Origin of the sequence: Brevibacillus choshinensis, assembly GCF_001420695.1 — a bacterium.
GTDB lineage: Bacteria > Bacillota > Bacilli > Brevibacillales > Brevibacillaceae > Brevibacillus > Brevibacillus choshinensis.
In genome coordinates this window covers 36,063-50,244 of record NZ_LJJB01000015.1, presented here as the reverse complement: position 1 = coordinate 50,244, position 14,182 = coordinate 36,063, and the positions used below count along the sequence as shown (strand labels likewise).

Annotated in this window: 15 protein-coding genes; 14 read left to right on the top strand and 1 reads right to left on the bottom strand. The window is 48.6% G+C overall.

Features of this window, described 5'->3' with window-relative positions; all coding sequences use genetic code 11:
• The first annotated feature begins 107 nt into the window (after window positions 1-107).
• The 6 genes from pstB to AN963_RS28620 all read left to right on the top strand — a co-directional run bounded on the left by pstB (window position 108) and on the right by AN963_RS28620 (window position 5,504).
• Complete coding sequence (gene pstB / locus AN963_RS28645) at window positions 108-860, top strand: phosphate ABC transporter ATP-binding protein PstB (protein WP_055747966.1); 753 nt, start codon at window positions 108-110, stop codon at window positions 858-860.
• Window positions 861-976: 116 nt separating this feature from the next.
• Entirely contained in the window at window positions 977-2,269 is a 1,293-nt protein-coding gene (locus AN963_RS28640) for an arsenic transporter (RefSeq protein ID WP_055747965.1), read from the top strand.
• 177 nt (window positions 2,270-2,446) lie between these two features.
• Window positions 2,447-2,839: a hypothetical protein gene (locus AN963_RS28635; RefSeq protein WP_055747964.1), complete on the top strand. Its 393-nt coding sequence runs from the start codon at window positions 2,447-2,449 to the stop codon at window positions 2,837-2,839.
• A 7-nt stretch (window positions 2,840-2,846) separates the two neighbouring features.
• Window positions 2,847-3,446 (top strand): gluconate 2-dehydrogenase subunit 3 family protein, encoded by a 600-nt coding sequence (locus AN963_RS28630; RefSeq protein ID WP_055747963.1) that lies wholly within the window; start codon window positions 2,847-2,849, stop codon window positions 3,444-3,446.
• Window positions 3,447-3,498: 52 nt separating this feature from the next.
• The gene (locus AN963_RS28625; protein ID WP_201783804.1) at window positions 3,499-5,073 is read left to right on the top strand and encodes a GMC family oxidoreductase; all 1,575 of its coding nucleotides are present in this window, start codon (window positions 3,499-3,501) and stop codon (window positions 5,071-5,073) included.
• A gap of 95 nt (window positions 5,074-5,168) precedes the next feature.
• The gene (locus AN963_RS28620; RefSeq protein WP_055747962.1) at window positions 5,169-5,504 is read left to right on the top strand and encodes an ArsR/SmtB family transcription factor; all 336 of its coding nucleotides are present in this window, start codon (window positions 5,169-5,171) and stop codon (window positions 5,502-5,504) included.
• Between the two features lie 22 nt (window positions 5,505-5,526).
• Here AN963_RS28620 and AN963_RS28615 read toward each other — a convergent pair whose 3' ends face one another.
• Complete coding sequence (locus AN963_RS28615; protein WP_055747961.1) at window positions 5,527-5,778, bottom strand: glutaredoxin family protein; 252 nt, start codon at window positions 5,776-5,778, stop codon at window positions 5,527-5,529.
• A 230-nt stretch (window positions 5,779-6,008) separates the two neighbouring features.
• Here AN963_RS28615 and AN963_RS28610 point away from each other — a divergent pair, with 230 nt between their 5' ends.
• From AN963_RS28610 to AN963_RS28570, 8 genes are all read left to right on the top strand, one after another.
• Window positions 6,009-6,200, top strand: a complete 192-nt coding sequence (locus AN963_RS28610; protein ID WP_055747960.1) for a gamma-type small acid-soluble spore protein — start codon at window positions 6,009-6,011, stop codon at window positions 6,198-6,200.
• A 118-nt stretch (window positions 6,201-6,318) separates the two neighbouring features.
• Window positions 6,319-6,705: a holo-ACP synthase gene (acpS, locus tag AN963_RS28605; RefSeq protein WP_055747959.1), complete on the top strand. Its 387-nt coding sequence runs from the start codon at window positions 6,319-6,321 to the stop codon at window positions 6,703-6,705.
• Between the two features lie 246 nt (window positions 6,706-6,951).
• Complete coding sequence (locus AN963_RS28600; protein WP_055747958.1) at window positions 6,952-7,989, top strand: outer membrane lipoprotein-sorting protein; 1,038 nt, start codon at window positions 6,952-6,954, stop codon at window positions 7,987-7,989.
• A gap of 173 nt (window positions 7,990-8,162) precedes the next feature.
• A complete protein-coding gene (locus AN963_RS28595) occupies window positions 8,163-9,566 on the top strand; it encodes a coiled-coil domain-containing protein (protein ID WP_055747957.1) in 1,404 nt (467 codons plus the stop codon).
• Window positions 9,567-9,832: 266 nt separating this feature from the next.
• Window positions 9,833-11,203: a sigma-54 interaction domain-containing protein gene (locus AN963_RS28585; protein WP_055747955.1), complete on the top strand. Its 1,371-nt coding sequence runs from the start codon at window positions 9,833-9,835 to the stop codon at window positions 11,201-11,203.
• Between the two features lie 293 nt (window positions 11,204-11,496).
• The gene (locus AN963_RS28580) at window positions 11,497-12,621 is read left to right on the top strand and encodes an ABC transporter substrate-binding protein (RefSeq protein WP_055747954.1); all 1,125 of its coding nucleotides are present in this window, start codon (window positions 11,497-11,499) and stop codon (window positions 12,619-12,621) included.
• Window positions 12,622-12,755: 134 nt separating this feature from the next.
• Window positions 12,756-13,457, top strand: coding sequence for an ABC transporter ATP-binding protein (locus AN963_RS28575; protein ID WP_083497120.1), 702 nt, complete (start codon window positions 12,756-12,758; stop codon window positions 13,455-13,457).
• A gap of 11 nt (window positions 13,458-13,468) precedes the next feature.
• Window positions 13,469-14,179, top strand: coding sequence for an ABC transporter ATP-binding protein (locus tag AN963_RS28570; RefSeq protein ID WP_055747952.1), 711 nt, complete (start codon window positions 13,469-13,471; stop codon window positions 14,177-14,179).
• Window positions 14,180-14,182: the final 3 nt, after the last annotated feature.

Below are 14,182 nucleotides of genomic sequence, written 5' to 3'. Positions count from 1 at the left end.
GGTTGAAATCTTTATGGAAACTTAATAAAGATCATACAGAGTCCTAACATTGGCAAGCTATAGTGAATGGGAAAGAATGACGCCATTTACGAAGGAGCGAAGACCGTATGAGTGTGATTGCAGTCCGGGAGTTAAACCTCTTCTACGGTAATAAGCAGGCCCTCTATGATATAAATCTCGATGTGGAATCCCATTCGATCACAGCCTTGATCGGACCGTCTGGATGCGGGAAATCCACCTTTTTGCGGACACTAAACCGGATGAATGATTCGGTTGCTAATACAAAGATCACGGGAACCGTGAAAGTGTTTGACGAAGACATTTACAGCTCGAGTGTCGAGGTGGAACGCCTGCGCAAAAATATCGGGATGGTGTTCCAACACCCGAACCCGTTTCCCAAAAGCATTTACGACAATATCACGTACGGTCCCAAGCTGCATGGATTGACGGATCGCAACAAGCTGGACGAAATCGTGGAGAACAGCTTGAAGGCATCGGCGCTGTGGGATGAGGTCAAGGATGTGCTGAAAAAGCCAGCCACAGGATTGTCCGGCGGTCAGCAGCAACGTCTGTGCATCGCGCGTGCTCTCGCTGTTCAGCCCAAAATTTTGTTGATGGACGAACCAACATCAGCACTCGACCCAATCTCGACGGCCAAAATCGAAGAACTGCTGGAAGAACTCAAGAGCATCTACACGATTGTCATTGTGACGCACAATATGCAGCAAGCGGCACGTATCTCTGACAAGACGGCTTTTTTCCTCAATGGTGAATTGGTAGAGTTCGACGTTACTCCGGCCATCTTCCAAAATCCGCGTGATAAACGAACAGAAGATTACATTACCGGACGTTTCGGATAATAGTGAATTGTAGTAAGGTATAAAGGGTGGGCTCATGGAGTCTGCTCTTTTTCTGTTGTAGAATAGACCAAGCCAAAGACACAAAATGAACTTGGTCAAAAGAGGGGAAATACTAGGTGGTCTGGATCTCATTACTCATTTTTATTGCTACGTTGACCTTGGTTATTTGGCAACCGCGTGGATTGTCCATTGGCTACCCAGCAGTAGGAGGAGCGCTCCTGGCACTTGCTACCGGAGTCGTATCATTCGCCGATGTGGCAGAAGTCACTTCGATTGTCTGGAACGCTACATTTGCGCTGGTTGGAATTATCATCATTTCACTTGTTTTGGATGAAATTGGTTTTTTTGAATGGGCTGCTTTACACATGGCCAGGATGGCAAAGGGAAATGGGCGCTTGATGTTCGCTTACGTCATTTTGCTGGGGACGGTCGTCTCTGCCCTGTTTACCAATGATGGTACAGCATTGATCTTGACGCCGATTGTACTTGCGCAGGTGAGGGCACTACAGCTCGAACCGAAGATGGTGTTAGCCTTCGTGATGGCAAGCGGGTTTATCGCAGATACGAGCTCGCTTCCCTTTGTAGTCAGTAATCTGGTTAACATCGTCTCAGCGGATTATTTCGGGATCGGTTTTGCCAAGTACGCTGCGCGCATGGTGCTACCCACATTCTTTTCCGTGGGGGCGAGTCTTGCTGTCCTGTTCTTCTATTTTCGCAGCAGCATTCCCAAAGAGGTGGATTTGACGCAGCTGAAAAGTCCTCAGGAAGCCATTCGAGACCAGAGGCTCTTCCTTCTGGCTTGGCCGATTCTCGCGGTGCTGCTGGTCGGCTTTTTTATGAGTGAGTCCTTCCACGTCCCCGTCTCTTTTATCGTCACGGGAGCTGCACTCATCTTCTGCTTGGCTGCCAAAAGCAGTCCGGTTATCCAGATGCGTCGCATTCTGAAAGAAGCTCCGTGGGTTGTCGTCATTTTTTCGATTGGGATGTATGTCGTGGTTTGGGGCTTGCACAATGCGAAATTGACGGATCTGGTGAGAGCGATGCTGAATACGCTGATGGATGACGGCTTGCTGGCCATGACGATCGGAGCCGGCTTTATTTCCGCCATCCTTTCGTCCCTGATGAACAACCTGCCGACCGTGATATTTAACGCCCTTGCCATCGACTCTACGGGGGCAGACGGAATCATGCGCGAAGCCATGATCTACGCCAACGTCATCGGCAGCGACCTGGGGCCCAAAATCACCCCGATCGGCTCTCTGGCAACGCTGCTCTGGCTGCATGTCCTCGGCAGGAAAGATGTCAAGATCACATGGGGGCAATATTTCAAGACAGGCATTGTGCTTACGGTGCCGACCTTGCTGATCACGCTGTTTGGCTTATATTTGACGTTGATATGGTTCGGTTGAAAGATTTGCCCGCTGGGAGAAAGTGACCAGCGGGCTTTTTGTTTGCAATAAAACGAAATCACCGTCAACGAAGATGCCTCCCTGTGAACTCCCCAATAAGAAACAGCCTCTTTCCCAAGAATAGGAAAGAAAGCATCAGGAAAAAATAGGCACAACACAAGAAAGGAGGAAGTTTCCATGTGGCATGGCTGGCCGATTGAACGTGTCCTTATTTTGTTTACAGGACTTGCTTTTGCAATGATAGCAGTTCAGGTCACACTGTTTCACTCTAGACAAAACTTCCGTCACTGGGCCATGTGGTTGCCGGTCATAGAGCTCCCGATATTTGCGGTTACCGCCATAGTTCTCTCGTTCCTGGACGCAGGGTGGCTTCGATGGGTGTTTGCATTCATGATGGTGGTTGGGATGGCAGGAGGAGTGTACGGTGCCTATTTGCATACGGTAGGGGTAGGACAACGCGTCGGTGGTTTTTCCCAAGGACAAAATTTTATGGTCGGACCGCCGATTATCCTTCCGTTACTCATGACAGCTGTAGCAGCTTTGGGGCTTATCGCCCTGTTTTGGGGGTGACAAGCAAATGACAGAAGAAAGTCGTTACCCGGGATATGACGTGTGGGAACAGCATACAGAGTGGGATGGTCACACCAAAAAAATCGTGGGCTCCCGTCGAACGCCACAAGTCGCCCATCAGTTTTTTACCCAGCCAGAGGTGTTGCTCCTGCAAACGATCGTTAGTGTGCTCGTGAATGATCATCGGCTGGAGGTATTGACCTTCGTGACACAAAATCTGGATGAATCGGCGGCGAGCCCGATTGGCGAAGCACAGCGAAAAGTCGGGGTCCCACCGAAAAAGGAACTGTATCGTCTAGGGCTGGCAGGGGTAGATGCCGAGAGTCATGCGAAGTACGGAGCAGGGTTCATTGCAGCGAAGCCAGAGCAGCAGCAGGCGATCTTGCAAGCCGTTTCCCAAGGGCAAACAAAAGACGGGCAAGCGTGGGCGGGAGTCGCTCCGGCAGACTTTTTCAAACAAATTCTCCACGATACAGTGTCGGCGTATTATTCACATCCGCTGGTCTGGTCCGACATCGGTTACGGGGGCCCTGCTTATCCACGGGGGTATGTCCGGGTGGAGAAAGGCTTGACTGATCCGTGGGAGGCGAAAGCAAATGGCAAGTGATGACCGGGTCATGCACCATAGCGACCACTATGATGGATATCGTTCTCGGGGAATGGATAAGCGAAAGTACGCGGACGATGCCGATGTGTGCATTGTCGGAGCAGGAGCGGCAGGGGGAGTGCTCGCCTATGAACTGGCAAAAGCGGGACTGCGTGTTGTTGTCATTGAAGCTGGACCATTCTGGGATCCGCAGAGTGATTTTGCCAGTGATGAGCTCTCCATGCGCAGATTGGCCTGGCAAGAGACTCGACTCGTGGCGGGAAAGGATCCGCTGCGTTTGGGTCACAACAATTCGGGGCGGGGTGTAGGAGGGGGAACCGTCCATTTTACGGGCGTATTCCTCCGATTTCATGAGAGTGATTTCAGGACCAAGACATTGGATGGGGTAGGCGAAGACTGGCCGATTACGTATCAAGACCTTGCTCCGTACTACGATAAGATCGAACGGGAAATTGCCGTCTCTGGACCCTCGCATTTTCCGTGGGGCGCTTTTCGCGGCCCTTATCCGTACCCGGTACGTGAGCCGATCAGCGCCAATTCGCAGCTGTTTCGAGAGGCGTGTGAGAAGCTGGGCTACGACAGTGTCGTTGCTCCTCTCGCGATCTTGTCAGCACCCTTCGACGGACGGCCCCCTTGCATCAACCGTGGCTTTTGCAATCAAGGCTGTATGCCAAATGCCAAGTACAGTGGGTTGATTCACCACATTCCCAAAGCCATTGCAGAAGGAGCGGAAGTGTTGTCCGACTGCATGGTCACGGAAATATTGACTGCAGGGGATCGAGTGAGCGGCGTCCTTTTCACACACGACGGTCTGACACATCGACAAATGGCACGGGTCGTCATTTTGGCGGGATTTGTGATCGAAACGCCAAGGCTGCTCCTGAACTCCGCGAACTCCCGTTTTCCTGACGGCCTCGCCAATTCGAGCGGGTGGGTGGGCAAAGCAATCATGCCCCATTCCAGCCACGATGTATATGGGCGTCTACCAGAGGAGGTTCGGTTGTACAAGGGGACGCCTGTCCTTTCACTCACGCAGCACTTTTACGAAACGGACCGGGATCGAGGGTTTGCCCGGGGGTATACGCTGAATGCACACGGAGCGAGGCCGGTCGCGATGGCAGGGGCTATCGCCGCTGAGCGGGAGGACGGATCGTTTCTATGGGGAAAACAGCTTCGGGAGACGATGCTTGACTACAATATGTACAATAGGGTGACTCTGGTGGGGGAAGTGCTACCCCATCCGGATAATGCCATTACGCTGAGCGGGGAAAAGGACGAATACGGAATGCCGATTCCCAAGGTCACTTTTAGCTACCAGGACAATGACCGCCAGCTATACCAGCACGCCATCGGGACCATGCAGCAGATTGTGGAAGCGATGGGAGGAATCTCAGAACATGTCGTCTCGGATACGGCTCATTTGATGGGAGGTTGTCGAATGGGACATGACCCATCGAGCTCGGTAGTCAACGAATTTGGGCAGTCGCACGATATTTCCAACCTTTTCATAACAGGTGCTTCTACCTTTGTTACATCCAGTGCCAGCAATCCGACAAATACAGTAATGGCGCTGGCTGCGCGTACCGCGGACAAGCTGATTGAGGCGATGAAACAGCAAGATTTGTAGGGAGCATTCACGGAACTTTTACGTTCATATCTTCCCCACCCAACAAAACATATTGTATACTGAGAAACAGATAAGCAAGGCAAAGGTGGGTTAGTATGGAAATGGATTTAATGCAGGTACTGTTTTTGTCCGAGGTTTATAAGCTGCTTGGTGACAAGACGCGACTGACGATCATGGCTCTCCTGCAAGTGCAGTCCTTATGTGTCCGTGATCTCGTGGAGATTCTGCAAACTTCCCAACCCTCTGTATCCCAGCACTTAGCGAAGTTAAAGACACATGGTTTGGTAAAAGAGCGCAGAAAGGGACCATGGGTTTTCTACTCAGTCAATACGGAGTGTGCTCCTGCAGTTCAGCAGATTTTGTCTCACTTACCGGATATGTCGCCTGTCATCAAACAAAAATCAGCCGAGAATGAACCTTCTTTCGGCTGATCAGTCTTTCGAAAGCGTTAGATCAATTTAGATCTAATGCTTTTTTTATTTCTTCCTTGTCGAAACCGTGAATGACGATTTCCTCGCCATTTTCTTTTTTAATATGAGTGACAGGGGTCATGCTGGCACCCAGGCTAATGGCTTCCTGAAAGTACGTGTCGTTTTTGCGAATATCACGGTCTTCAAATGCAACCTGCTGGCTGGTGAGCCACATTTTTTCCTCTTGGCACGGTCCGCAAGTAGTTTGCGTGTAAATAATGACGGTATTAGCCATGTGATGGCGCTCCTTTCAAGCTACAGAAGTTAAGAAACATTTCTTTCGCCTTTTTAAGAGTAATTCCTTCTTGGTTTTGCACTTCTAGAAAGCCTTGTACATAGCCTTGTACATAGCTTGTACGTACCGCTATGATTTCTAACCAGGTGGATTTGGTAAAAACAGGATGGATACCTCGGCAGGGTGCTGTACAAATTATATTCAGTGACGTCGAGGAGGTGAATGGAACGATGCCTAAACAAAACAATCAAGCTGGAATGAACCAAGCGAAAAATGCACAAAATGCGGCTAACGCACAAAATGCAGCTAACGCGCAAAATACCGCTACTGAATTCGCTAGCGAGACTAACGTGTCTGAGGTTCGTCGTCAGAACCAACAATCCGCTGCTTCTTCTCAGCAATCTGGCCAAGCTACTGAGTAGTAGCTACGGCAAACAACCCTCGCAACTTGCGGGGGTTGTTTTCATTTCATCTTGCCAACACTGAAGGGGAGTGATACGTTGACAGCAGAACTATGCAGGACAGGGGCGTAATGGATTCATGATTGTAGGAATTGGAGTAGATATGATTGAAATCGAACGGATCGAAAAAATACTGAAAAGACAGCCAAAAGCACTTCAACGTTTTCTAACCCAAGAGGAACAAAAGCTACTTGCAGGAAAGTCTGAGACGAGACAGTCCGAATTTGTAGCGGGACGCTATGCTGCCAAAGAAGCAGGGGCAAAAGCGCTGGGGACGGGGATCGGAGAGGTCTTGAGCTTTCTGGACATGGAAATATTACCGACTGGCACTGGCAAGCCAGAGCTGACTTTTCATCCAGAGGTCTATCGCAGACTTGGACTGGACCCTGCCCGTGTGCGGATACACTTGAGCATTTCACATAGCCAATCTCATGCGATTGCACAGGTTGTTGTGGAAGAGCAATAAACTTGTCTGCATATTGGGACGAGGATGGACATACATTTATATCGCGTAGATCAGGAGGGACTACCTGCTCTTACACAGGAAGGGTAAGTCTTCTGCCGATCAAGCGATATCGCGTCCTCCCCTAGGTAAAGGTACAGACTATTGACACGATGTGCGCTGCAAGAGGCGAAAGACTGACAGATTTCCCAGGAAATAGACAGGGATGCCCTTCTTTGTCGAAAATTTTGACAAGGAGGAGTTCATTGAATGAAACGGGCAGCTTTACCACTGGTGTTATTGTTGGTCTTTACCCTGCTGCTCGGCGGCTGCTTTGGTCAAAAAACACCCGAAGATGTGGTGAGTGACTTGAGCGGTACGCTGGACAAAATGGCTGGCTACAAGTCTCAAGCAGTGCTGACCATGCAAACTGGTTCTACTCCCATGGAGTACGATGTGCAGGTATGGTACGAGAAACCGACCAATTATCGGGTAGCACTGACCTCCAAGCAGCGTGGCATCACCCAGATCATCCTGCGGAATAGCGAAGGAGTTTTTGTTCTTACGCCACACTTGAACAAGAGCTTCCGCTTCCAGAGTGGTTGGCCTGAAAATAATGGGCCACTTTACCTGTACGAAACGCTCATTCGTAGCATCATCGATGACGCAGAGCGTCAAATGAAGATGGATGACAAGCAGTATGTGTTTGAAGTCAAAGCAAACTACAGTGGCAATCGCTCATTGACCAAGCAAAAAATTTGGCTGACGGAAGATTTCAAACCGACGCACGCAGAAATCATGGATTCGAGCATGAATCCACTTGTGAAGATTGACTTTTCGGAATTCGTGTTCAATCCGTCCTTCGACAAGGATGCTTTTGACAAGGATCGCAATATGACGACCAGCTCGTTGCCTTCTATCCCGACTTTGGCGAAGCCAAATGGAAAAGTGGCCCAACTGCCGTCCAGTCAGTTTGGTGTCATCGTTCCGACCTATGTACCACAAGGTGTGCAGCAAGGGGATATTGAGCCTGTGACAAGGGATGGAGTGCGTACAGTCGTTCTTAGCTACAAAGGCTCCTACAACTACAAGCTGACGGAGGCGCGTCCGACAGAAGCATCTGTTTCCTACGAGCAGGGAATGCCAATCGATTTAGGCTTCACGATCGGTGTCCTGGCGCAGACGACAGACAATCGCCGCTATCTCACATGGGAGCTGGATGGCGTGGAGTTTATGATGGCAGGGGACTTGCCAGAAGAAGAAATGGTAAAGGTCGCTCAGTCGACGTACGGCATCGGCGGCAAATAATAGTGGGAGAGGGGACGGTTAACGCCGTCCTCTTTATTTTTTGGTTTTACACGTCTTTCCCTTCAGTTTTCCACTTTTCTCAAACGGGAATCTAAAAAAGCCCATGTAAACTTAGTCTTGTACCGAAAGAGGTACTGGATACAAACCAAGCGATGAAAGGATGGAATGACAATATGTTTAGCAAAGCAAAAATGGGAATGCTTATGGGAGCAATGGCAGCAGTGTTGAGTATCGGAAGTCTAGGAAGCGCACTGGCAGCTGACACGACACAAACACAAACTCAAAATTTGAATAAACCGACAGAAGTGAAATTCGGAGGCAAAATGGAACACCACGGCGGCTTCGGAATCTCATTCAAAGAAAACAAGGAGCTCCTGTCTCTCTTGAAGCTGGATGCGGACAAACTCCAGGAAGAGCTGAAAGCAGGGAAGACGCTGGCTGCGGTAGCAGAAGCACAAGGCGTGGATGAGGATGACGTCATTGCTCTCTTGGTGAAACAACAGGAAGAAAAGCTGGCAGAAGCCGTGAAAGCAGGCAAGCTGACCCAAGAACAAGCGGACAAAATGAATGAAAACGCAGCGGACCGAGTGAAAGCGCAGTTGGAAAATACGCACGAGGGCAAAGGCCTAGGTGGTTTCGGATTTGGCTTTGGCTATGACAAGAATGAAGAGCTGCTTTCCTTGCTGAAGCTGGATGCGACCAAATTGCAAGAAGAGCTGAAAGCAGGAAAAACGCTGGCAGCGGTAGCAGAAGCGCAAGGCGTGGACGAAGACGATGTGATCGCCCTTTTGGTGAAACAACAAGAAGAAAAGCTGTTGGAAGCCGTGAAGGCGGGCAAGCTGACCCAAGAACAAGCGGACAAAATGAATGAAAACGCAGCGGACCGCGTAAAAGCGCAGCTGGAAAACACTCATCAAGGTAGAGGTCCAGGCGGTTTCGGGTTTGACTATGATAAAAATGAAGAGCTCCTGTCCCTGCTGAAGCTGGATGCAGCGAAACTCCAGGAAGAGCTAAAAGCGGACAAATCATTGGCAGCGGTAGCGAAAGTGCAAGGCGTGGATGAAGCTGATGTGATCGCTCTTCTGGTGAAACAACAGGAGGAAAAACTCGCAGAAGCCGTAAAAGCAGGCAAGCTCACGCAAGAGCAAGTCGATAAAATGAATGAGAATGCAACCGACCGTGTCAAAGCCATGGTGGAAAGCACACATCAAGATCGTGGTCACGGAAAAGGAATGGCATTTGGATTTGGAGTCGGGAAAAACGAAGACCTCCTCGCGCTCTTGAAACTGGACGAAGCCAAACTGAAAGAAGAACTGACAGCAGGCAAATCGCTGGCACAAATTGCTGAGGCGCAAGGTGTGGATGAAGACGATGTGATCGCCCTCTTGGTGAAACAGCAAGAAGAAAGACTGGCCGAAGCAGTAACAGCCGGTAAGCTCACACAAGAAGAAGCGGACAAACGCAGCGAGGAATTCGAAGCCGTAACTAAAAAAGTAGTGGAAGGAACTTTTGAAAAAGTAGTCTTCCCTAGAAAAGATAAAGATTCCGCTGAGCAAGCTACAACCGAACAAGAATAAAAGGAGAAAAGCTAAGGGTGTCCCCAGAGTAGGCAAACTACTGAAGGGGGCACCCTTTTGTATTCTAATTTGCTGGCTGGATTTGGCGAGGTGCTTTTTTCATGTCTTGAAAGAAAACGAAGGAGACGTTATTCTAGCGAAAATATGGTCATCACTTCGATACGGGGGAATCTATCTGGAATGATGTTGTTCGTGAAAAATTTCATCTTGGGAGAAAACATAAGAGCTACTCCGGGCTTTTTACTCATTAGGAGGTGGAATCAATCATGACCAATATTGATTTGGAAGCGATGCTGAATTCTTTGTACGATATCGTTCACGTCACCGATGCCGAAGGGAAAACGATCTATTGTACAGAAACGTATGAACAATTTATTGGGGTATCACGTAACGAGATGCTTGGTAGGAACATTGAAGATTTTTATAATCTTGGGTATTTCAAGCCGACGATTACAATGAGGGTGATTCGAGAGAGGAAAAAAGTGCACACGATTCAGACCACTTTTCAAAATCGGAAGTTGTTTGTAGTGGGTACGCCTATATTTGATAAGGCTGGCAATTTCTTAGGCGTGGTCAACATTTCAACCGATATCACGCATCAAGAAAAGTTACAGAGTGAATTAAACGAAGTGAAACACCTCAGCTCGATATACTTCGAAGAAATGGACAAATACTCCAATGAAAACAAAGAAGATGCTTCTTTCATCTATCGAAGCAGTAGCATGGAGCACATCGTGGAAATGGCAAAACGGTTGGCGCAGGTAGACTCCACCGTCATTTTGCTCGGGGAATCAGGGGTCGGCAAAGGCGTCCTAGCCAAGTACATTCATAAAAACAGTGCACGTAAGGATAAACATTTCGTCCAGATTAATTGCGGCGCGATTCCCGATACCCTGTTGGAATCGGAGTTGTTCGGTTACGAAAAGGGAGCTTTTACGGGGGCAGGCAAAGAAGGCAAAATGGGTCTATTTGAAAAAGCAAACGGCGGAACTCTGTTCTTGGATGAGATTGGTGAATTGCCGCTCAGGCTGCAAGTGAAGCTGTTAACCACTCTGCAGGAAAAAACGATTACGCGCCTGGGAGGTTCCACTCCGAAGAAAATTGATATCAAATTGATTACAGCAACCAACAAAAACCTAAAGAGAATGGTGGAAAACGGTGAATTTCGTGAAGACCTCTACTACCGGATTCACGTGATCCCCATGGAAATCCCACCACTCAGAGAGAGACCAGAGGAGATTCCTTTACTCACCCGTTATTTTCTCGATTATTACTCACGTAAATACAATTTGAATAAACAGCTGAGCGACAAGTGTTATCATATCTTGGAGAAATACGAGTGGCCGGGGAATGTACGTGAACTGGAAAATCTAATTGAAAGACTGGTAGTCACCTCAAAGGGAGACATTATTACGAGCGAACAGATCCCCAGCAGTATCACCAATATGGTAGCAAGCGGAAAGAACGGAATCAAAGTCTTTGATCTACTCCCGATAACGGAAGCGGTTGAGGAAGTGGAGAGACAGCTGTTACAACGAGCTTTTGATCTGTACAAAACCACGACGAAGATGGCAGAGGCACTAGGAATCAGCCAGCCGAGTGTAAGCAGAAAGCTGAAGAAGTACAATATTCAATAATGCATAGTGCCTACTCAAAAATAAATAGTTGAAAAAGACCGAATTTTTATAATTTTAATACTTCCGTTATGCGCCGGTGAATAATTTCTTTGAAATTTCACCGGTTTTTCTATTGGCATCTTTTTTGCAATTTTAGAGAGATGTCTAAAAAAATAGGTAGAGGGGGTTATCCTTTGCGAAAAGTAGGGATTTTGTCATTGGCTTTATCGTTAACACTTTTCTCGTTGGCAGGTTGTTCTTCAAACACAACGCAAACCAACAGCACATCAAATTCGTCTGGGAGTGGAACCGATGTGATCAAGATCGGCGGTATCGGACCGTTAACTCCGCCGGGCAGTCCTGTTCTGGGCGAAGAAATTCAGAAAGCCATGCAGCTAGCAGTGGATGACGTCAATCAAAAGGGTGTGTTGGGTAAGAAGCTACAGTTGTTTTATGAGGATAGCGCCGGTTCTCCTGAGAAGGGTCAATCTGCGATGGAAAAGTTGATTAAAAAGGAACAGGTAGTCGCTATCGCAGGGGAGGGGCACAGTTCTGCTGCATTAGCAGAGATAGAAGTGGCGAAGAGAGACAATGTTCCTTTTATCGTAGCGGAAGCGTGGTCGGACGCCATTACGGAAAAGGGCTATGAAAATATCTTTCGCGTAGCACCGAACAATTCGATGTTTTCCAAGCGTGTCGTCGAGTATGTAGAATTCGCCGGATTTAAAAATGTAGCCATCCTCGCCGAAGATAGCGACTGGGGGATTGGAAACGTCGATTTGTTGAAAAAGCAACTGACGGATAAAGGAATTCCTTTTAAAAGTATCGTCGTTGATCGAAACACCAAGGATTTTGTGCCGCAGTTACTCGACCTGACGAAAGATTTTCAGCCGGACATTATTTTAAATATTATGACGGGTGTCGGGTGCTACTTGGTAGTGAAGCAAGCGCATGAATTAGGAATTGCCCCGTCCGCAAAAACGGCCATGCTGATGGGCGGAGCCGACGCAGCCTACCCGGAAATTTGGGAGACGACAGGGGAAGCCGCAAAATATCTGATCTGGCAAGCGCCGTATCACCCGAAGGCGAAATTCACCGATTTGACGCAGCCAGTGGTGAAAGCGTATGAGGAGAAAAACGGCAGGAAGCCTACCTATGCAGCCCTTCATGCTTACGACACGGTGCTGTTGTTGGCAGATGCGATTACCCGCGCTGGCTCGACTGAATCTGCCAAGGTCATCAAGGCTCTAGAGGAAGCCAAGCTAGAGGGAACACGAGGAACCATTACATTCCCAGCGGAAAAGGGGGTCGATTACCATAACTGGCTGCCATCGCTGTTGTTTATGCAGTACACACAAATCAATCAAAGTCCGGATGATGCAGAGATCCTTTTCCCTAAGGATGTCTCTACCGCACAGTACGTAAAGCCGGAAAAATAAACAGGATGATGGGAGGTGAAAGCTCCTGCAAATGACAGCGCATCCAGATCAGGGACCTCACCTCTCTATTTGTCTTACAGGTAGCTTTGCTCGCGGATTGATGGATCATCTTTACAAAGGAGGGAAGTGTACACGTGCTAAAGGTAACCAACTTGACGAAACGCTTTGGTGGCACCATTGCAGTCAACCAAGTGAACTTGCAGATCAACAAAGGAGAAATCGTCGGTATCATCGGCCCCAATGGATCAGGTAAATCTACATTGCTGCATACGATCACCGGAGTGTATCAGCCGGATGAAGGGACAATCGAGTATCGGAACAAGGAAATTACCAAGGCGCCCTTGGAAGAAAAAGCACGAATGGGTATCGGCCGTACCTTCCAAAATCTGCGTCTGTTCAAACACCTCACCGTTTGGGAAAACCTGATGATTCCGGCCATTCAGCTGAAGAAAAACAAAAAGGAGGCAGAAGAGGAAGCAAAGGAATTGTTGGAGCTGGTGAGGCTGCATAATCACATAGACGAGCAGGCGCAAAATCTATCTGTCGGGCAGCAGAGATTGCTGGAGTTTATCCGGACGGTGATGCTGAATTCGGAGTTGATTTTCCTCGACGAACCGACTGCGGGGTTTCACCCGAATATGATCCAAAACTTTCTCGATACGTTGCTGAAGCTTCATGCGCGTGGCAAGTCCTTTGTGATGATTGAGCACAATATTCCGGCCATCATGGAGGTAAGCACGCGATTGATTGCGGTAGCAGCGGGCGAGGTAATCGCAGATGGCGACCCAAAGGTGGTCCATTCCAATCCGCAAGTGGTCGAGGCCTATCTGGGCTAAGGAGGAGTCTCATGCTGGAAGTGTCCAATGTTGAAGCAGGGTACGGTAAAATCCAAATTTTAAATGATCTGTCGTTAACGGCGAAAGAGAACAAGCTGACTCTCTTGATCGGACCAAACGGTGCCGGGAAATCGACGCTGTTGAAAACTATCTTTGGATTCGTTACACCGAGTAGAGGTTCGATTCGCTTTCAGGGGGAAGAGATCAGTGGCCATCCTTCCCATCAGTTGGCCAGCCTGGGGATCGGCTTTCTATTGCAGCGGGTCAGTGTATTGCCGGACTTGACGATTGAAGAAAATCTAAAGCTGGGTGCTTGGTCATTTAAGAAGGAGTCAGCGAGAGTGGCCCAGCGTATCGAATATATGTATGAAAAGTTCCCGATCCTCAAGCAGAAACGAAGGGAGTCGGCTGGCTTAATGAGTGGCGGGCAGAAACGGATGCTGGAAATCGCCCGAACGCTGATGCCAGGTCCAAAACTCATTCTGGTCGATGAACCGTCAGCCGGGCTGTCACCCAAAATAGCTAAAGAAGTATACCGTGTTCTCCATGAGCTCAAAGACGAGGGCATCACTCTATTGATGGTGGATCAAAACATTCGGGAGTCCATCGCTTACTCCGATTACGTGTATGTTTTGGAACGTGGTCAGGTCTCTTCGGAGAGTGCGGCAGAGGACATCGAGAAGAATTTAAAACAGGTGGTTGAATCATGGCTCAAGTTCTGACGG